At 61.6% G+C, this 19225-nt stretch carries 15 protein-coding genes; all 15 read left to right on the top strand.

Annotated features, from left to right (window positions below; all coding sequences use genetic code 11):
* Positions 1–1670: peptidoglycan D,D-transpeptidase FtsI family protein (locus WA943_RS10410; protein ID WP_424469808.1), on the top strand; the 1670-nt coding region annotated here is incomplete at its 5' end.
* A 14-nt stretch (positions 1671–1684) separates the two neighbouring features.
* Complete coding sequence (locus WA943_RS10415) at positions 1685–3154, top strand: UDP-N-acetylmuramoyl-L-alanyl-D-glutamate--2,6-diaminopimelate ligase (protein ID WP_424469863.1); 1470 nt, start codon at positions 1685–1687, stop codon at positions 3152–3154.
* Positions 3151–4587 (top strand): UDP-N-acetylmuramoylalanyl-D-glutamyl-2,6-diaminopimelate--D-alanyl-D-alanine ligase, encoded by a 1437-nt coding sequence (locus WA943_RS10420; RefSeq protein WP_424469809.1) that lies wholly within the window; start codon positions 3151–3153, stop codon positions 4585–4587. Before WA943_RS10415 ends, WA943_RS10420 begins: the two co-directional genes overlap by 4 nt.
* The gene (gene mraY / locus WA943_RS10425; RefSeq protein ID WP_424469810.1) at positions 4587–5675 is read left to right on the top strand and encodes a phospho-N-acetylmuramoyl-pentapeptide-transferase; all 1089 of its coding nucleotides are present in this window, start codon (positions 4587–4589) and stop codon (positions 5673–5675) included. The genes WA943_RS10420 and mraY overlap by 1 nt, the downstream gene beginning before the upstream one ends.
* Positions 5676–5679: 4 nt before the next feature.
* Complete coding sequence (murD, locus tag WA943_RS10430) at positions 5680–7089, top strand: UDP-N-acetylmuramoyl-L-alanine--D-glutamate ligase (RefSeq protein ID WP_424469811.1); 1410 nt, start codon at positions 5680–5682, stop codon at positions 7087–7089.
* Entirely contained in the window at positions 7086–8234 is a 1149-nt protein-coding gene (ftsW, locus tag WA943_RS10435; protein WP_424469812.1) for a putative lipid II flippase FtsW, read from the top strand. Before murD ends, ftsW begins: the two co-directional genes overlap by 4 nt.
* The gene (murG, locus tag WA943_RS10440) at positions 8231–9421 is read left to right on the top strand and encodes an undecaprenyldiphospho-muramoylpentapeptide beta-N-acetylglucosaminyltransferase (protein WP_424469813.1); all 1191 of its coding nucleotides are present in this window, start codon (positions 8231–8233) and stop codon (positions 9419–9421) included. Before ftsW ends, murG begins: the two co-directional genes overlap by 4 nt.
* Positions 9421–10878, top strand: a complete 1458-nt coding sequence (gene murC / locus WA943_RS10445) for a UDP-N-acetylmuramate--L-alanine ligase (RefSeq protein WP_424469814.1) — start codon at positions 9421–9423, stop codon at positions 10876–10878. The genes murG and murC overlap by 1 nt, the downstream gene beginning before the upstream one ends.
* A complete protein-coding gene (murB, locus tag WA943_RS10450) occupies positions 10878–11798 on the top strand; it encodes a UDP-N-acetylmuramate dehydrogenase (protein ID WP_424469864.1) in 921 nt (306 codons plus the stop codon). The genes murC and murB overlap by 1 nt, the downstream gene beginning before the upstream one ends.
* Positions 11795–12721 carry a D-alanine--D-alanine ligase gene (locus WA943_RS10455; protein ID WP_424469815.1) on the top strand — a complete coding sequence of 309 codons (927 nt, stop codon included), beginning with the start codon at positions 11795–11797 and terminating at the stop codon, positions 12719–12721. The genes murB and WA943_RS10455 overlap by 4 nt, the downstream gene beginning before the upstream one ends.
* Positions 12709–13791: a cell division protein FtsQ/DivIB gene (locus tag WA943_RS10460; protein ID WP_424469816.1), complete on the top strand. Its 1083-nt coding sequence runs from the start codon at positions 12709–12711 to the stop codon at positions 13789–13791. Before WA943_RS10455 ends, WA943_RS10460 begins: the two co-directional genes overlap by 13 nt.
* A 2-nt stretch (positions 13792–13793) precedes the next feature.
* Complete coding sequence (gene ftsA, locus WA943_RS10465; protein WP_424469865.1) at positions 13794–15098, top strand: cell division protein FtsA; 1305 nt, start codon at positions 13794–13796, stop codon at positions 15096–15098.
* A 148-nt stretch (positions 15099–15246) separates the two neighbouring features.
* A complete protein-coding gene (ftsZ, locus tag WA943_RS10470) occupies positions 15247–16911 on the top strand; it encodes a cell division protein FtsZ (RefSeq protein WP_424469817.1) in 1665 nt (554 codons plus the stop codon).
* Between the two features lie 234 nt (positions 16912–17145).
* Positions 17146–18114 carry a UDP-3-O-acyl-N-acetylglucosamine deacetylase gene (lpxC, locus tag WA943_RS10475; RefSeq protein WP_424469866.1) on the top strand — a complete coding sequence of 323 codons (969 nt, stop codon included), beginning with the start codon at positions 17146–17148 and terminating at the stop codon, positions 18112–18114.
* Positions 18115–18362: 248 nt separating this feature from the next.
* Complete coding sequence (locus WA943_RS10480; protein ID WP_424469818.1) at positions 18363–19217, top strand: outer membrane protein assembly factor BamD; 855 nt, start codon at positions 18363–18365, stop codon at positions 19215–19217.
* Positions 19218–19225: the final 8 nt, after the last annotated feature.

A 19225-nucleotide genomic window follows, 5' to 3' on the forward strand; every position in this document is an offset into this window, starting at 1 on the left:
GGCATGAAGAGAGGCGCACGCCTTCGCAGCGACGCATCTTCCTGTCCTTCGCGGTCTTTGCGGCTTGTTTCTCGCTCGTAGGCGCACGGCTTGTCGAACTGGCAATTGTCGGCAGCAATCATGACGCGCGTGTCGCCGCTGTCGACACGGAAGACCCGATCCATCGTCCCGACATCCTCGACCGCAATGGCGAAGTGATGGCGACAGATATCGTGACCGCGTCGCTCTATGCGGATGGCCGGGCGATCATCGATCCGCTTGAAACTGCGCGCCAGCTCGCGACCGCCTTGCCTGACCTCAAGGTTGAGGACGTCGCCGCCAAGCTTGAAACGGGCCGTGCCTTCATCTGGTTGAAGCGCGATCTGACGCCGAAGCAGCAATATGCCGTTCACTATCTGGGGTTGCCGGGTCTGGGTTTCCGCCGCGAACAAAAGCGCGTCTATCCGAACGGTCATAGCTCGTCGCATGTGCTCGGCATGGTCGATCTCGACAATCGCGGCACTGCCGGTATGGAGCGCTATATCGACAGGGCGCAATTGCTGGGCCGCGGGAACGAAGGGGGCGAGCGCGCTCAGCCGGTTGCCTTGTCGATCGACATGCGCGTGCAGTTTGCGCTTCGCGACGAGCTTGCGAAGGGCGTCGAGGAATTCAAGGCAAAGGCCGCCGTCGGCATCATCATGGATACGCATACGGGCGAGGTCATGGCGATGAGCTCGTTGCCCGATTTCGATCCCAATGAGCCTATGGTGTCGAACGACGAGGCGCGGTTTAATCGTGCGACGCTTGGCGTCTATGAGCTTGGCTCCGTATTCAAGGCCGTGACGCTTGCCGCCGCCCTTGATAGCGGCAAGGTGCAGATCGGCAGCCGGTTCGACGCCACGCAGCCGATCAAGTTTGCGCGTTTCACGATTCACGACTTTCATGCCGAAAACCGCTGGCTCACCGTGCCTGAGGTTTTCATGTACTCCTCGAACATCGGCACCGCCAAGATTGCGCTGCAAATGGGAACGGAGATGTATCGCGACTATTTGAGGCGCTTTGGGCTCGTCACCCAGCCTGAAATCGAATTGCCTGAATCCGGGTCGCCGCTTGTGCCCACGCGCTGGAGCGAGCTTTCGACGATTACGGTTTCGTTCGGGCAGGGCATTGCCGTTACGCCGCTTCAGGTTGTCAGCGCTATGTCGGCCATCGTCAATGGCGGCACGAAGGTATCGCCCACGTTCCTGCGTCGCGATGTGTCGAAGGAGGGCCCGCGCCTTGTCTCGACGCAAGTGAGCAAAGAGATGCGCGATCTGCTTCGCCTTGTCGTGACCGACGGGACGGGCAAGAAGGCGGACGTGCCGGGTTATCCCGTCATGGGCAAGACGGGCACCGCGGAAAAGGCCGTCAAGGGCGGCTATGCGCGGCACCGGCTGATTTCATCGTTCCTGAGCGCGTTTCCCGCAAGCGATCCGCGCTACGCGATGCTCATCATGTTCGATGAGCCGCAGGGTTCGAAGGCGACTTATGGCTATGCGACGGCTGGCTGGAATGCTGCACCTGTGACGTCGCGCGTCATCAAGCGCGTTGCGCCGCTGCTCGGCATTCAACCTGAAGGCCTGCCGGTCGCGCCCAGAGACATGATCCACGAAGCAAAGCTTGTCACTTATGAACCGGGTGCAGGCGATTAGGAATGTTGATTGACATGCGGCTCGCGGCGCTGATCGGGTCCGATCTTCCCCCGCTTCCCGAAGGGGACGCGACGGAGATCGTCGGCCTGACGGCAGACAGCCGCGAAGTGCGCCCCGGCTTCCTCTTTGCAGCTCTTCCCGGCACCAAGGTCGACGGCACGCGTTTTATTCCGCAGGCGATTGCGCAGGGCGCATCGGCAATCCTCATTCAGTCCGGCGCTGAAATCTCGGTCAATGTGCCGGTCATCGCGGATCGTAATCCGCGCCGTCGACTGGCATTGATGGCCGCCCGGTTTTTCGCCAGGCAGCCGAGCACGGTCGTTGCCGTCACAGGCACCAACGGCAAGACATCCATCGTCACTTTCGTGCGGCAGATCTGGACGGCGCTTGGCTATGAAGCGGCGAGTCTTGGCACAGTCGGCATTGCGAGCGCCAGGGGCGAGCGCGATCTGGGCGCGACGACGCCCGATCCCGTTACGTTGCAAGCAGCACTCGCAGAGTTAGCGGACGAGGGCGTGAGCCATCTTGCCATGGAAGCGTCGAGCCACGGCCTTGCGCAATATCGCCTCGACGGCGTCAAGCTTGCCGCCGCAGCCTTTACGAACATCACGCGCGATCATCTCGACTATCATCGGGATTTCGAGGATTACACCTATTCGAAGCTGCGCTTGTTCGGCGAAGTGATGGCGCCGGGCGGCGTTGCCGTGCTGAATGCCGACGCCGCGCATTTTGCCGAATTCGAAGCCATCTCCTGGGCGCGCGGTCATCGCGTGATCTCTGTCGGGCGCAAGGGCCGCAGCATTTGCCTTGCGGCGGCGCGGCCCACGGCGCGGGGGCAGGTTCTCGATATCATTCATGAAGGCCGGAACTATACCGTCAACCTGCCGCTTATCGGTGCGTTTCAGGCGTCGAATGCGCTTGTCGCAGCCGGCCTTGCGATCGGCAGCGGCGCGCCTGCTGAGAAGGTTTTCGCCGCGCTCGAAACTCTTAAAGGCGCCAAGGGGCGGCTGGAAGAAGCCGCGCATCTGCCGAATGGCGCTTCGGTCTATATCGATTACGCCCATACGCCGGACGCGCTCATCAATCTGCTTGAGGCGATGCGGCCGCATACGGACAGGCAACTCGTCGTCGTTTTCGGCTGTGGCGGCGATCGCGATCCGGGCAAGCGCCCCCAGATGGGCGAGGCCGCCACGAAGCTTGCCGATATCGTTTATGTGACCGACGACAATCCGCGCAGCGAAGATGCGGGCGCCATTCGTGCTGCGATCCTTACGGCGGCTCCCGGTGCCATCGAGATCGGCGATCGCGCCAAGGCCATCGAGACCGCAATGCGCGGACTCAATGTCGGCGATGTGCTGGTCATTGCGGGCAAGGGGCACGAAACGGGCCAGATCGTAGGCGCGCAAGTCATTCATTTCTCCGATCATGAAGCCGTTCGCGATGCCGAAGAGCGGATCGCCAGCGAAACAGGGGGTGGCGCATGACCCCTCTCTGGACACGCGACGATGTCGTTTCGGCCACTCAGGGCGAGCCTGAGGGCGCTGACTGGAATGCCAATGGCGTTTCGATCGACAGCCGCACTCTCGAACAGGGCGATTTGTTTGTCGCTATCAAAGGCGAGAATACGGACGGCCATGCTTATGTCGATGCCGCGTTCGAGCGCGGAGCGGCGGCGGCGGTCGTCTCCGATGTGACGCAGTCCATGCGTGATGCCGGGCCGCTTGTCATCGTGCCGGACGCTCTCGAAGCCTTGAACCAGCTCGGCCGCGCCGCGCGCCATCGCACGGCCGCGAAGATTGTCGCCGTGACGGGCAGCGTCGGCAAGACCGGCACCAAGGAAGCGCTGCGGATGATCCTGTCCGAGCAGGGCCCGACGCATGCATCCGCGCTGTCCTATAACAATCTCTGGGGCGTTCCACTGTCGCTGGCGCGCATGCCCATCGAGACGCGTTTCGGCATTCTCGAAATCGGCATGAACCATGCGGGCGAGATCACGCCGCTGTCGAAGCTGGTCGAGCCTTTCATCGCGCTCATCACCACGGTCGAAGCCGTGCATATGGCCCACTTCAATTCGATTGAAGAGATCGCCGATGCGAAGGCTGAAATCTTTGACGGGCTGCAGGCGGGCGGTATCGCGATCCTGAACAGGGACAATCCGCATTTCGCCCGGCTCGAAGCCCGTGCGAAAGCCGCCGGCGCGGGCCGCATCATTTCTTTCGGCGAACATCAGGACGCCGATGCGCGGCTTGAAAAGGTTGCGCTCAAGGATAATTGCTCGTGCGTTTCCGCGACGATCTGCGGCACGCCCGTCACATACAAGCTCGGCGTTCCCGGCCGCCATATCGTGATGAACAGCCTTGCCATGCTTGCCTGCGTCAAGGCGCTCGATGCCGACCTCACGCTCGCGGCTCTCGCGCTTGCTCATCTAGAGGCCCCATCAGGTCGCGGCGAGCGTCACCACGTCGAGGCGGCGGGGCGGCCGTTCACGTTGATCGACGAAAGCTATAACGCCAACCCCGCTTCCATGCGCGTTTCGATCGAAACGCTTGGCCAGGTAGAGCCGGGGCACAGGGCGCGGCGCATTGCGGTTCTCGGCGACATGCTGGAACTCGGGCCGACATCGCGTGCCCTGCATCGCGAGCTTGCCGTGCCGCTCGCACGCGCGGATATCGATCTTGTTTATGCCTGCGGCCCGGATATGCGCGAACTTTTTGATGCGTTGCCGGCCGACAGGCAGGGGCTCTACGCCGAAACATCCGATGGGCTCATCACGCCGCTGACTGAAGCTATTCAGGATGGTGACGTTGTGATGGTGAAGGGGTCAAACGGCTCACGCATGAAGCCGATTGTCGAAGCATTGCTAGCGCTTGGGGACGACGATAGCGCAAGCATAAGGCGCAACAGGGGGGAAGCCTGATGCTTTACGAGCTGGTCGCGGGTATGTCGAAAGACCTGAACGCATTGAACGTCTTTCGCTACATCACGTTCCGCACAGGCGGAGCGACGATGACCGCGCTCCTCCTGACCTTTGTGTTTGGTCCGCGCGTCATCGCCATGCTGAAGGCGCGGCAGCGCAAGGGCCAGCCGATCCGCGAGGATGGGCCGAAGTCGCATATCGTGATGAAGCAGGGCACGCCGACAATGGGCGGGTTCCTCATCCTCTTCGGCATCGTGCCGTCGGTTCTGCTCTGGTCCGATCTTTCGAACCGTTATGTCTGGATCGTGCTTTTCGTCACGCTGGGTTTCGGCGCGGTGGGTTTCGCCGACGACTACCTGAAGGTCTCGAAAATCTCGCCCAAGGGCGTGCCGGGCCGCGTGAAACTCTTCTTCGAATTCATCATTGCCTTCCTCGCGATGTGGGCGCTGGTGTCGGTGGCGAAAGAGCCGCTTGCCACCGCGCTGACCATTCCCTTCTTCAAGGGCGTCCTCATTCAGCTCGGCGCGCTCTTCTTCCTGTTCGGTGCTTTGGTCATCGTCGGATCGTCGAATGCGGTGAACCTCACCGATGGTCTCGACGGTCTTGCCATCGTGCCGGTGATGATTGCAGCGGCGAGCCTCGGCCTCATCGTCTATCTCGTCGGCAACGTCGTCTTCGCCGACTATCTGCAGATACATTTTGTTCCCGGAACCGGTGAACTTGCCGTCTTTTGCGGCGCTTTGATTGGCGCAGGATTGGGCTTTCTCTGGTACAACGCACCGCCCGCCATGGTGTTCATGGGCGACACTGGCTCGCTCGCCCTTGGCGGCGCGCTCGGCGCGATTTCGGTTGCTGCAAAGCACGAACTTGTCCTCGCCATTATCGGCGGGCTTTTCGTGCTTGAGGCGGTATCCGTCATCGTGCAGGTGGCGTCGTTCAAGCTCACCGGCAAGCGGGTTTTCCGCATGGCGCCGCTGCATCATCACTTCGAGCAGAAGGGATGGGCAGAGCCCACCATCGTCGTTCGTTTCTGGATCATCGCCGTGGTGCTGGCGATGATCGGTCTGGCCACTTTGAAACTGAGGTAAGAGAGTGATTCCCGCCACAGGCTTCGCACAGCGCAACGTTGCAGTCTTCGGGCTCGGTAAGTCCGGGCTCTCGACCGTGCGCGCGCTTGAGGCGGGCGGGGCGCGTGTCATCGCCTGGGACGATACGGAAGCAAAGCGCGCGGAGGCGGCTGCCGCTGGCGTGACGCTTGAAGACCTGACCAAGCGGAGTTGGGTCGACATTTCCGCTCTGGTGCTGAGCCCCGGCGTGCCGCTGACGCATCCTGCGCCGCATCCGACGGTGACGCTCGCGCGCGCCGCAGGCGTCGAAGTTATCGGCGATGTGGAGCTTTTCTACCGCGCGGTGAAGGCGCTTGCACCTTCAGCCCGGATCGTCGCCATCACCGGCACCAACGGCAAATCCACTACGACCGCCTTGATCGGCCACATGGTCAAGCGCTGTGGCGGCGATGCGCAGGTCGGCGGAAACATCGGCACCCCGGTTCTGGAACTGACCTTGCCGACGCATTCGACCGTCTATGTCATCGAGGTTTCATCCTATCAGATCGATCTCGCGCCGAGCCTCAAGCCGGATGTCGGCATTCTTCTCAATGTGACGCCGGACCATATCGACCGCCATGGCTCCATCGAGAACTATGCAGCCGTGAAGGCGCGGCTCTTTGCAAAGCAGGATGCGGCCGACACAGCCATTATCGGGGTCGATGACGCCTATTCGAGCGATATCTGCACGCGGCTTTCGGCAAAGCGCGCGCAGAAGGTCGTGCCGGTCTCGGTCGGCAAGACGCTTGGTCGCGGCGTCTATGTGCTTGATGGCCATCTCTACGACAGCGCGGGTACGCAGACGCAGAAGGGTGGCGACTTCAATTTCCTGAGGACGCTGGCGGGCGCGCATAACTGGCAGAACGCCGCAGTCGCTTATGCAGCGGGTCGCGCGCTTGGCTATTCGCGCGACAAGATCCTTACGGCATTTGAGAGCTTCCCCGGTCTTGCTCACCGCATGGAGATTGTGGCGGAGCAGGACGGTGTGTGCTATGTCAATGACAGCAAGGCGACGAATGCCGATGCCGCGTCGAAGGCGCTTGCGACCTACGACAATATTTACTGGATCATCGGCGGAAAATCGAAAGAAGGCGGGATCGAGACTCTGAGAGAATATTTCCCGCGCTTGCGCCGCGCCTATCTGATCGGCGCGGCTACCGATGAATTTGCTCGCACGCTCGACGGCAAGGTCGATTTCGTGCGCTCGCAGACGCTCGATCGCGCCGTTGAAGCGGCGGCGCGCGATGCGGATGAGGGCGAGGGCGACATGCGCGTCGTTCTCCTGTCGCCGGCCTGTGCGTCGTTCGACCAGTTTGCCAATTTCGAGGAGCGCGGCGAGGCGTTCCGTACGCATGTTCTCAAGCATCTCTCGGAAAAAGGGAGGGTGAGGGCATGATCCGTCTCGCGCGCACCAATCGCAGCCGCATTGCCGAATGGTGGTGGACCGTCGACAAGTGGACCTTGTTCGGCCTGTTCTGCCTGATGCTTATCGGCGGCGTGTTGACGCTCGCGGCCAGCCCTGCCGTCGCGATGCGCATTCACCTGCCGCCGTTCCATTTCGTTTACCGGCAGATGTTTTTCCTGATTCCGACGATCGGGGTCATGATCGGCGTGTCGCTGCTCAATGTGCGGCAGGTGCGTCGTCTGGCAGCCATCGTCTTTCTCGTCGCTTTCACGTTGATGACTCTGACGCTTGTCATCGGTCCTGAAGTCAAGGGTGCGCATCGCTGGCTCCAGCTCGGCCCGCTCGCGATCCAGCCGTCGGAATTCGTGAAGCCCTCCTTCATCGTTCTTGCCGCCTGGATGTTTGCCGAAGCGCAGCGGACGCCGGGCTTTCCGGGCACTGCGATTGCGCTTGTGCTTTACGCGATGGTGGTCGGCGTCCTGGCGCTGCAGCCGGATTTCGGCCAGCTCATGCTTGTCACCATGGTTTTCGGTGCGATCTTCTTCATGGCGGGACTGTCCTGGCGCTGGATCGGCTCGCTTGCGGCAGTGGCGCTTATCGGCGCGGTTGCCGCCTACACGTTGATGCCGCATGTGACGAGCCGCGTTGATCGCTTTCTCAACCCCGAATCCGGCGACACGTATCAGATCGATCGCGCGCTTGACGCCTTCCACACCGGCGGCTTCTTCGGTCGCGGTCCCGGCGAAGGCGAAGTGAAGCGCATCCTTCCTGACGCGCATACTGACTTCATCTTTGCGGTTGCGGCGGAAGAATACGGGATCATCGCCGGCTTGCTGATCATCGGCGTTTTCTCCTTTGTCGTTCTGCGCACCTTGCGGCGCTCGATGGAAGAGCAAGACCTTTTCGTGCAGTTTGCATCCTGCGGGCTGATCGCGCTTTTCGGATTGCAGGCGCTCATCAATATGGCGGTGAACGTCAATCTCATCCCGGCAAAGGGTATGACGTTGCCGTTCATCTCCTATGGCGGCTCCTCGATGATCGCACTCGCCTTGACCATGGGCATGTTGCTGGCTCTGACGCGCCGTCGCGCCGGAAGCCATGTGACGCCGCCCAACGGAAAGAGGGCGCACGCATGAAGCTTCGCCCTGAAGGTCCGGTTGTCATTGCCGCTGGCGGCACGGGGGGGCATTTGTTCCCCGGTCAGGCGCTTGCGCAGGAACTGCGCCGCCGCGGTCGGCATATCGTGCTCATCACCGATGAGCGCGTTCAGCGTTTCGACACGCTGTTCCCCGGTGCCGATATTTTTTCTGTGCCGTCCGCCACGCCGAATGATCGCGGCCTTGTGGGGCTTGCGAAATCTGCGCCTGCGATCCTGTCAGGCATCGCGCAGGCTTTCGGCATTCTCGGTCGTGTCGAGCCATCCGTTGTTATCGGCTTTGGCGGTTATCCGACCTTGCCGCCTCTTGCGGCGGCGATCCTGCGGCGTATCCCGACCTGCGTTCATGAGCAGAATGCCGTGCTTGGCCGCGTCAATCGGCTTGTTGCGCCTTATGTGCATGCCATCGCGTCGACTTTTGCCGGGCCGAAATTCATGCGTCCGCGCGATGCGGGCAAGCTGGTCGTCACAGGCAATCCCGTTCGCGATGCGGTGATGGCTCATGCAGGCGCGCCTTATGCAGCGCCGGACGCAGGCGCGCGCATCAATCTCCTCGTTTTCGGCGGCAGCCAGGGCGCCCGCGTGATGAGCGATGTCGTTCCCGGCGCACTTGCCCGTTTGCCGGAAGCCTTGCGCGCCCGTCTCGACGTTGTGCAGCAGGCGCGACCCGAGGATATCGACCGCGTGCGCAACCTCTATTCCGAAGCTGGTATCCACGCCGAGCTTCAAAGCTTTTTCGACGATATGCCTGCGCGCATCGCGGCTGCGCATCTCGTCATCGGCCGTTCCGGCGCTTCGACCGTCAGCGAGTTGTCCGTCATCGGGCGCCCGTCGATCCTCGTTCCGCTTCCCCATTCACTCGACAACGACCAGAAGGCCAATGCCGAAAAATTGCAGGCGGCTGGCGCGGGACTCATGATCGAACAGAAGTATTTCACCGAAGAAACGCTGGCCGAACGCCTGAGCGGCTTTTTTGCCGATGCGACAACGCTTGCAAGCGCCGCGCGAGCCGCGCTTTCGCAAGGTGCGCCCAATGCGGTGCGGCGCCTTGCCGATCTTGTCGAGGCGCTCGGCCGTGGCGAGTTTCACGCCGTGCACAATGCGGCGCCGCTTGCCGACGATATCGGTCCTTCCGGTCCGCTTCTTTTTGCGCAGGGAGGTTGCTGATGCGTCCGGCTCCTCTCGATATTGGCACCATTCACTTCGTCGGCATCGGCGGCATCGGCATGAGCGGCATTGCCGAGGTCATGAAGAATCTCGGCTACAAGGTGCAGGGCAGCGATGTCAGCGATAGCGCCAATGTAAAGCGTCTTCGCGGACTCAAAATTCCCGTGTCGGTCGGCCATGCGGCCGCCAATCTTGGCGATGCGCAGGTGATTGTCGTGTCGTCGGCGATCAAAGCGGATAATCCCGAGCTTGTTGAAGCACGGGCGCGGTTTCTGCCTGTCGTGCGCCGCGCCGAAATGCTCGCCGAGCTGATGCGCCTCAAATCCTGCATCGCCATTGGCGGCACGCATGGCAAGACGACGACGACGTCGCTGGTCGCAGCGATTCTTGAAGCGGCCGTGCTTGATCCAACCGTCATCAATGGCGGTATCATCAACGCCTATGGCACCAATGCGCGTCTTGGTGCAGGCGAGTGGATGGTTGTCGAGGCGGATGAATCCGACGGCACATTCGTGAAGTTGCCCGCGACCATCGCCATAGTCACCAATATCGACCCCGAGCATCTCGACTATTACGGCACCTTCGATGCCGCACGCGATGCCTTCCTCGCCTTTGTCGAAAACGTGCCGTTCTATGGTTGCGCGGTCATGTGCATTGACCATCCGGAAGTGCAGTCGCTGATCGGGCGCGTTCGCGACCGGCGCATCGTTACCTATGGCACAAGCCCGCAGGCCGATATTCGCGCCACCAATGCGCGCATGGAAAAAGGCCAGAATGTATTCGATGTGACGATCACGGATCGCAAGACGGGCAAGGTGCACGAGTTGCCCGCCATTCGCATGCCGATGCCGGGCCGTCATAACATGCTGAACAGCCTTGCCGCTGTCGGCGTCGCCTGGCAGATGGGCATCAAGGAAGCGGTCATCCGCAAGGCGCTGGAAGGTTTCGGCGGTGTGAAGCGGCGCTTCACACATGTCGGCGAGTGGAATGGCGTCAATATCTATGACGATTATGGCCATCATCCGGTTGAGATCGCGGCTGTGTTGCAGGCGGCGCGTTCGGCGTCCGAGGGCCGCATCATCGCCGTCGTGCAGCCGCATCGCTACACACGCCTTCACAATTTGTTCGATGAATTTTCATCCTGCTTCAACGACGCCGATACGGTGATCGTTGCCGATGTCTATGCCGCAGGCGAGCAGCCGATCGAGGGCGCGAGCCGCGACGGGCTTGTCGCCGGTCTCCATGATCGCGGCCATCGTCATGCCGTGCCGCTCGAAAACCCGGAGGCTTTGCCGAAGCTCATCGCCGAGCTAGCAAAGCCGGGCGACTTTGTCGTCTGCCTCGGCGCGGGTTCGATCACCAATTGGGCGAATGCGCTGCCAGCTGATCTGGAAGCGCTCGGCAAGAAGGGCGCGGCAAAGGCGAAATCCACAGTTAAAAAGGGGAAGGGCAAATGATGACCGCGCGCGTCTCATCCTCTTCTCTGATCGAGCGTTTGCCGAAGGTGCGCGGCGAGCTGGTCGCGAATGCGCCGCTGGCGCCGCTCACCTGGTTCCGCGTCGGCGGCCCGGCGGAGGTTCTGTTTCGCCCGGTCGATGCAGACGATCTCGCGGCGTTTCTTGCCGCCACGCCTGAAGATATTCCGGTGACGGTGATCGGCGTCGGCTCGAACCTTCTTGTTCGCGATGGTGGCGTCGAAGGTGTCGTGATCCGTCTCGGCAAGGGCTTCATGCAGATCGAGGCGCTTGAGGGCAACCGGGTTCGCGCCGGCACGGCGGCACTCGATGTTGCCGTTGCGCGCGTCGCACAGGAAGCGGGTATTGCCGGCCTGGAATTCTATCGCGGTATTCCCGGCTCCATCGGCGGCGCGTTGCGTATGAATGGCGGCGCATACGAGCGCGAAACGAAAGATGTGCTGATCGAGGCCGTCGCGCTTGATCGCAAGGGCATTCGTCATGTGCTCAGCAATGCCGACATGAAATACACCTATCGTCATTGCGGCATTCCGGACGGCTATATTTTCGTCGAGGCGACTTTTCAGGGCAGGCCCGGCGACAAGGCGGAAATCCTCGGCCGTATGGACGAGATCACGGCGAAGCGCGAAGCGAGCCAGCCGATCCGCACACGCACGGGCGGCTCGACCTTCAAGAATCCGCAAGGGCACAAGTCCTGGCAGCTGATCGATGCGGCGGGAGGGCGCGGCCTTGCGCATGGCGGTGCACAGGTGTCGGAACTGCACTGCAATTTTCTCATCAATACGGGCGACGCGACCGCCGCCGATCTTGAAGATCTTGGCGAGGAAGTGCGCGCGCGCGTGAAGGCACAGAGCGGCATCATGCTGGATTGGGAAATCAAACGTATAGGGGAGCGCGCATGAACACCCGCAAGCATGTCGCCGTTCTCAAGGGTGGTTGGTCGCCGGAGCGTGACGTCAGCCTGTCGACGGGCCGCGGCTGCGCCGATGCGCTGCGCCAGAGCGGTTATCGCGTCACCGAAATCGATGCGGCGCGCGATCTTGCCGATCAGCTTTTGAAGATCAAACCGGACGTCGTTTTCAACGCCCTTCATGGCCGCTGGGGCGAGGATGGCTGCGTACAAGGATTGCTCGAAATCCTCAATATTCCGTATACACATTCCGGCGTTCTGGCGTCGTCGCTTGCCATGCACAAGGAACGCGCCAAGGCGATCTTCAGCGCCGCGGGTCTGCCGGTCGCCGAGAGCATTGTCGTGCCGCGCGAGCAGGCGGCGCATGGGCATGTGATGGAGCCGCCCTATGTCATCAAGCCGATCAATCAGGGCTCGTCGGTTGGCGTGTTCATCGTTCGTCAGGGCGACAATCGGCCGCCCGTTGAACTGACGTCGCCTGACTGGAACCTCGGCGACGAGGTGATGGTGGAGCGTTACATCGCCGGGCGCGAGTTGAGCTGCGCCGTGATGGGCGATGAGGCGCTTGGTGTTGTCGACATTATCGCCAATACGCAATTTTACGATTACGAGGCGAAATACGCCGCCGGTGGTTCGCGTCACGATGTGCCCGCGAAGATCAGCGCGGAAGATTATGCCGAAGTGCAGCGCGTATCGCTTGCCGCGCATCGTGCGCTGGGTTGCCGGGGTGTCAGCCGCGCCGATTTCCGCTTTGACGATACGCGGGTGGGCAAGCCCGAACTCATTCTGCTCGAAGTCAACACACAGCCCGGCATGACGCCGACGTCGCTGGTGCCGGAGCTTGCAAATCTCGCGGGCTATTCATACGCCGAACTGGTGAGCTGGATGGTGGAGGAAGCATCATGCGATCGGTAAGCGGGGGCAATCGCAGCCGGGTAGCGTCGCGCACGGGGGTTCGCGCGGTGCCTGCAACGAGCAAGAAGAAGCCTGCGACGAAAATCGCGCCCGGGCGTCGGCGCAATGCGCCCGTCGAGCGCGGTTTCGGCCGGCGTTCGACGCGACCGACATCGGCGGTGATGCGCTGGCTTGAGGATGTGCGAGAAGGCTCTTTCGGCATGCAGCCTTTCAAGGTAGCAACGATTGCGCTGATCGCCGCCGTTGGCCTTTATGGATTGTTCGTGGGCGGCCATGTCGCGGCGGCGGGCAATGAAGTTGCCAATCGCGCAAACAAGGTGCTCGCGCTGGCAGGCTTCAGCATCGATGACGTCACGGTTTCGGGTCGCTCGCATGCGGATTCGCAGCAGCTTCTCGCCGCGCTCGGCATCAAGCGCGGTGATCCGATTTTCGGCTTCGACACGGAGGCCGCGCGTCAGCGCGTCGAGCGGGTCGATTGGGTGAAGTCGGCGACCGTCACGCGCCTTTTGCCTGACGCGATCCGCATCGATATTGTCGAGCGCAAGCCTTTCGCGGTCTGGCAGCGCGGCGGCGCCTTGTCCGTCGTCGATTCGAGCGGGCGTCCGATCACCGACGAGAATGTTCAGGCTTATGCGAACCTTCCTTTCATCGTCGGTTTCGGCGGCGCGCGCGAAGCTGAAGATATCCTTACCCTGATGGCGCAGGCCCAGCCGCAGCTTCTGTCCCGTGTCCGCGCCTTTGTGCGGGTCGGGTCGCGGCGCTGGAATCTGCGCCTTGAAAATGGCGTCGATGTGAAGCTGCCGGAGGTTGGCATCGAAAAAGCGTTGGCCGACATCGTGGCGCTTGATGCCGCCTACAAGATTTTTTCGCGCGACATCGAGTCGGTCGATCTGCGTCTTCCTGACCGTGTGTCGGTGGCGCTGACGCCGGAAGCGGCGGGAGAGCGCGGCGGCGCGCTCGCGGCGAAGATCAGCGCGCCTGGCGGCAAGACGATGGGCGGCGTCAGGAATGTGAATGGAGTAGCCGGTCCTGCGAAGGTCGGCTCGGTGAGTGCCGGGGGCAATACATGAATATGGTCAGTCTGGGTTCCAAAGGCTTTCAGGGTCGTCCGGTCGCGGTGGGCCGCTCGGGCACGATTGCTGCGCTCGATGTGGGGTCGAGCAAGATTTCCTGCTTCATCGCCAAGGTTGAGCCGGGGCGCACGAGCAACGGCCACGCGCCGGTGCGCGTCATCGGCATCGGCCATCAGGTGTCGCGCGGCATTCGCGCGGGTACGGTCGTCGATATGGATGCGGCTGAAGAGGCGATCCGCATCGCCGTCGACGCGGCGGAGCGGATGGCCGGCGTCACGATCAAGGACGTGGTTGTCGGCATCTCCGGCGGCGATCCGAAAAGCCAGACGGTTGGCGTCAAGGCGTCGGTGACGGGGCCGGAAGTGACGGATGCGGATTGCGCGCGTCTGATTTCCTATGCCCAGAGCAACTTCCAGCCTGAGGCACGCGACGTTCTTCACGCCATTCCGACCAATTACAGCATCGACGGCAGCCGGGGCTTGCGCGACCCGCGCGGCATGTTCGGCGAGAAGCTGGGCGTCGATGTTCACATGGTCAGTGGGCTGCGCGGTCCCTTGCGCAATCTGGAGCTTTGCATCGAGCGCTGCCATCTCTCGGTTTCGGGCATTGCCGTCTCGCCTTATGCAAGCGGGCTTGCCTCGCTGGTCGAGGACGAAATGGACCTCGGGGTGGCCGTCATCGACATGGGCGGTGGCACGACATCGCTCGCCGTCTTCTTTGAAGGTGCGATGGTCTATTGCGATTCCGTGTCTATTGGCGGGAATCACATTACTAATGATATTGCGAGGGGACTTTCGACGCCGTTGGCGCATGCCGAGCGAATGAAGACGCTTTATGGCAGCGCGCTTGCGAGTCCGTCTGATGAGAGAGAGATGATCGACGTGCCGCAGGTGGGTGAGAGCGAAGCTGATTCGGCGAATCATATTCCGCGTTCAATGTTGACCGGAATTATTCAGCCGCGGCTCGAAGAGACGTTTGAGCTGGTGCGGGACCGTCTTGAGGCGAGCGGCTATGGCCGTGTCGCCGGTCGGCGCGTCGTGTTGACGGGCGGAGCAAGTCAGATGAATGGCGCGCGCGAACTCGCGAGCCGGATGCTCGACAAGCAGGTCCGCGTCGGTCAGCCGATCCGTCTGGTCGGCCTTGCCGAAGCGACAGGCGGCCCGGCGTTTTCCACATGCGCCGGTCTTCTCGCATATGCACAGATTTCTCCGCTCGAAATGGCTGGTGCCGATAGCGAGTCGGAGGGTGGCGCAGGCCGAGGCCAATTCCGCAAATTTGGTCGCTGGCTTAAGGAGAATTTCTGATGGCGGCTTTGAGAGATCTCACTGCCCGCCATGAAAGCGGGGCGTTCGAAGGGGCAAAGAGCCGATGGCGACTCGGGTGGTTGGCCGCGCCGCCCGGTCAGACGGCATCACGAACCCCGAATTTCCAATTTGTTTCCAGGAGGCCAAGATGAGCATCAAATTAACGGTACCGCAGGCGAAGGAACTGAAGCCCAGGATCACCGTGTTTGGCGTCGGCGGTGCGGGTGGCAACGCAGTCAATAACATGATCGAGTCCGGTCTCGACGGTGTCGAGTTCGTCGTTGCCAATACCGACGCGCAGGCTCTGTCGCTTTCGTCGGCTGAACGGCGCATTCAGCTTGGCGCTTCGATCACCGAAGGTCTGGGTGCAGGGTCGCGTCCGGAAGTCGGTTGCGCAGCTGCCGAAGAGGCGCTCAGCGAGATCGTTGAGCAGATTCACGGCGCTCACATGGTGTTCATCACCGCCGGCATGGGCGGTGGCACGGGCACAGGCGCCGCTCCCGTGATTGCACGCGCAGCTCGCGAGCAGGGTATCCTGACCGTCGGCGTGGTGACGAAGCCGTTCCAGTTTGAAGGCTCGCGCCGCATGCGTCTTGCCGAAGAGGGCATTCGCGATCTTCAGCAGTATGTCGATACGCTGATCATCATCCCGAACCAGAACCTCTTCCGGGTTGCGAACGAGAACACGACCTTTGCGGACGCGTTCTCCATGGCCGACCAGGTTCTGCATTCCGGCGTTGCGGGCATCACCGACCTCATGATGAAGCCCGGCCTCATCAATCTCGACTTCGCAGACGTGCGTACTGTGATGAACGAGATGGGCAAGGCCATGATGGGCACCGGCGAAGCTTCCGGCGAGAAGCGCGCGATCGAGGCTGCCGAAGCCGCGATCTCGAACCCGCTGCTCGACGAAGTGTCGATGAGGGGCGCACGCGGCGTTCTCATCAACATCACCGGCGGCATGGACCTCACTCTTTATGAGGTCGATGAAGCGGCAAACCGCATCCGTTCGGAAGTCGATCCCGAGGCGAATATCATTGTCGGCTCGACCTTCGATCCGGCGATGGACGGCCGCATGCGTGTGTCCGTGGTCGCTACCGGCATCGACAATGAAGAGCGCGCGCAGCAGCCGACGAATGAGTCCGCCAAGCTCGCGAAAGTCATCACCGCCGAGCGGAATCTTCCGCCTCGCGCCGCCGCGACCTTCGCGTCGGCACGCCCGGCAACTCCGGTTCGTCAGGTCGAAGTGGCCGAACAGCGGGTTGCCGCTCCGGCCGCCGTCGAGTTCGAGCAGCCGTCCTTCGAGCATGTGGAGCATCCGGCAGCGCGTGCCGGTGGTTTCGATCCGCGCGAATATGAAGCGGAAGTGATCATCCACAAGCCCGAACAGCGCCAGCAGCAAGCTGCAATGCGCGACGAGCCCGTGGTTCGTGCGGATGCCGTTCTTGCCGAGCCCAAGGCACGGCCGTTCATTCCGGGCGATCTCGATCGCGTGCAGCCGGCGAAGGGCGGCGAGACGCCGGCTTTCCTTGGCAACCGTGCTGTGCCTGTCGCGCAGTCGCGCATGCCGAAGCGTGGTCCGACCTTCTTTGAACGTCTGACCGGTGGTCGTCGTCGCGTCGAGGAGCCGGCAGCGAGCCCGGCGCGTCGTGAGCCGATGGTTGCCCGCGAGCCTCGTCCCCAGGTGGAGACGCCGAAGCCCGCGACGAATGCACCGAGCCTGACGCCTTCCGCCGAAGGAAGGCTGGTTCAGCCGTCCTTCGAGGAAGAGCAACTCGAGATCCCGACATTCCTGCGGCGCCAGGCTAACTGACGCTGCATTAGAGATGCGCCCTGCGGGGGGCGCCGCTGCAAACCTCGTCTACTCGGAACGCGCATCCGGGTGGGCGAGGTTTCGCTTTTTATATCAATGACTTATGAGATCTTTCGAATGGTAACAATTTGAAAGAAAGCGTGTTTTGTGAGTGCCTTGGCCGGCTGGTAGAAAGCATCTGTAGAAAAATTGGCAAAGGATAATTCGGTGCGCAGGACAGAGTTCGACACAGTCATGCTGGACGAAGCGCGGGCACATCGCCGCGAGCGTGCCGGTCGTGCTGTGGCCTGTCCGCAGACGACACTGAATGCGCCGATCGTCCTTGAAGGCGTGGGGCTCCATACCGGCCGCATGATCCGCATGGATATGCATCCGGCAGGTGCGGGTTTCGGCATTGTCTTTCGTCGTACCGATCTCGATGACGCAGCGGCTGATGTCACGGATATTCCCGCGCGCTACGATCACGTCGGCGACACGATGCTCTCGACCGTCATCTGCAATCAGGCGGGCACTTCGGTCGGCACTGTCGAGCATCTGATGGCGGCTCTGTCGGGTCTTGGCGTCGATAATGTCTTCATAGAGATCAACGGGCCTGAGATTCCTGTCATGGATGGCAGTTCGCAGGTTTTTGTCGAGACGATCGAGGCAATTGGCCTGAAGCCGCTCAATGCATCGCGCCGCGCCATTCGCATTCTGAAGCCCGTCGTGGTGGAGGATGGCCTGAAGAGGGCTGCTCTGCTCCCCGACGAAGGGTTCAAGCTCGCCTTCGAGATCGATTTCGACAATCCGGTGATCGGCCGTCAGACCATCGAGGCTGATTTCCACGATCCGGCTTTTGGCGATGAAATTCTTCGCGCCCGCACCTTCGGCCTCCTCAAGGATGTCGAAGCGATGTGGAAGGCGGGTCTCGGTCTTGGCGGTTCGCTCGAAAATACCGTCGTTGTCGATGGTGACCGGGTCCTGAACGAAGAGGGCCTGCGCTTCGACAATGAATTTGTCCGCCACAAGGTGCTCGACGCTGTCGGCGATCTGGCGCTTGCTGGCGCGCCGCTGATTGGCCGCTATGAGGGTCTGCGGGCAGGCCATGCCATGAACAACCGCGTTTTGCGGGCATTGTTTGCGGACAAGTCGGCCTGGGAGATTGTCGAGCTTGGGACGCCGATGGCTGAGCCCCGGCGCGCCATGGCTGTTCCTGCCGAATAAGTCTGTTAGCGGCGCCAATCGCTATATCCCAGAAATCCCCTTGGTTTTCTATCGGCTACGACAAACCTGTTTTCAGGTCTTCTCGCTATGGTTTCCTGCGTCAGTTTGAGCTAGAACGTGCTCTGGCGCGGGGGTGCCGGCTGAACGCGCCGGGGCCTTGTCACGCTCCCGGAATCGCTATGATATGGCCTCGTTCCGATGGTTGGAACGGTTCTGCCGGGTGACCGTTGGAAATGGACTTTGCCGGCATGAGTGAGGCCAAGCTGCTTACCCCGCATATTCAGGTTGAACGTTTGCGCGCTGCATTGTTTGGCGTGCTCATTGTTGGGTCGCTCGCATTTATCGGCGGTTGCTCGTCCGATGCGGAGGTGCCCTACGAGGAGCGCCCTGTCGAGCAGATCTATAACAAGGCAATGGATCTGCTGGCTGACGGCAGCTACCAGAAGGCGGCTGCGGAATTCGACGAAGTCGAACGCCAGCATCCCTATTCGGTGTGGGCGCGGCGCGCGACGCTGATGTCTGCTTATGCGCATTACAAGGTCAATGAATACGACGATGCGATCCTGACCGCGCAGCGCTACATCTCGCTGCATCCCGGCAGCAAGGAAGTCTCCTACGCCTATTATCTCGTCGCGCTTTGCTATTACGAGCAGATTTCCGACGTGGGCCGCGATCAACAGATGACGCAGAACGCGCTCGCGTCCCTGACGGCTGTGATCCAGCGCTTTCCGCAGAGCGAATATGCGCGCGACGCCCGTCTCAAATTCGACCTGACGCGCGACCATCTCGGCGGCAAAGAGATGGAGATCGGTCGCTATTACCTGAAGAAGCACGACTACATCGCGGCGATCAATCGCTTCCGCGTTGTCGTCGAGCAATATCAGACGACGACACATACGCCGGAAGCACTGCACCGGCTGGTCGAAGCCTATCTGTCGCTTGGCATCAAGAGTGAAGCGCAGACGGCGGCGGCTATCCTCGGCTACAATTATCCGGGTAGCGACTGGTATCAGGACAGCTATGGGCTCCTCGCGGGTCAGGGCCTCAAGCCCGAGGAAAACAAAGAATCCTGGATCAGCAAGGCCTGGCACACCGTCTTCTAGAAGCGTGT

It is taken from the genome of Parvibaculum sp. (genome assembly GCF_049651025.1).
GTDB lineage: Bacteria > Pseudomonadota > Alphaproteobacteria > Parvibaculales > Parvibaculaceae > Parvibaculum.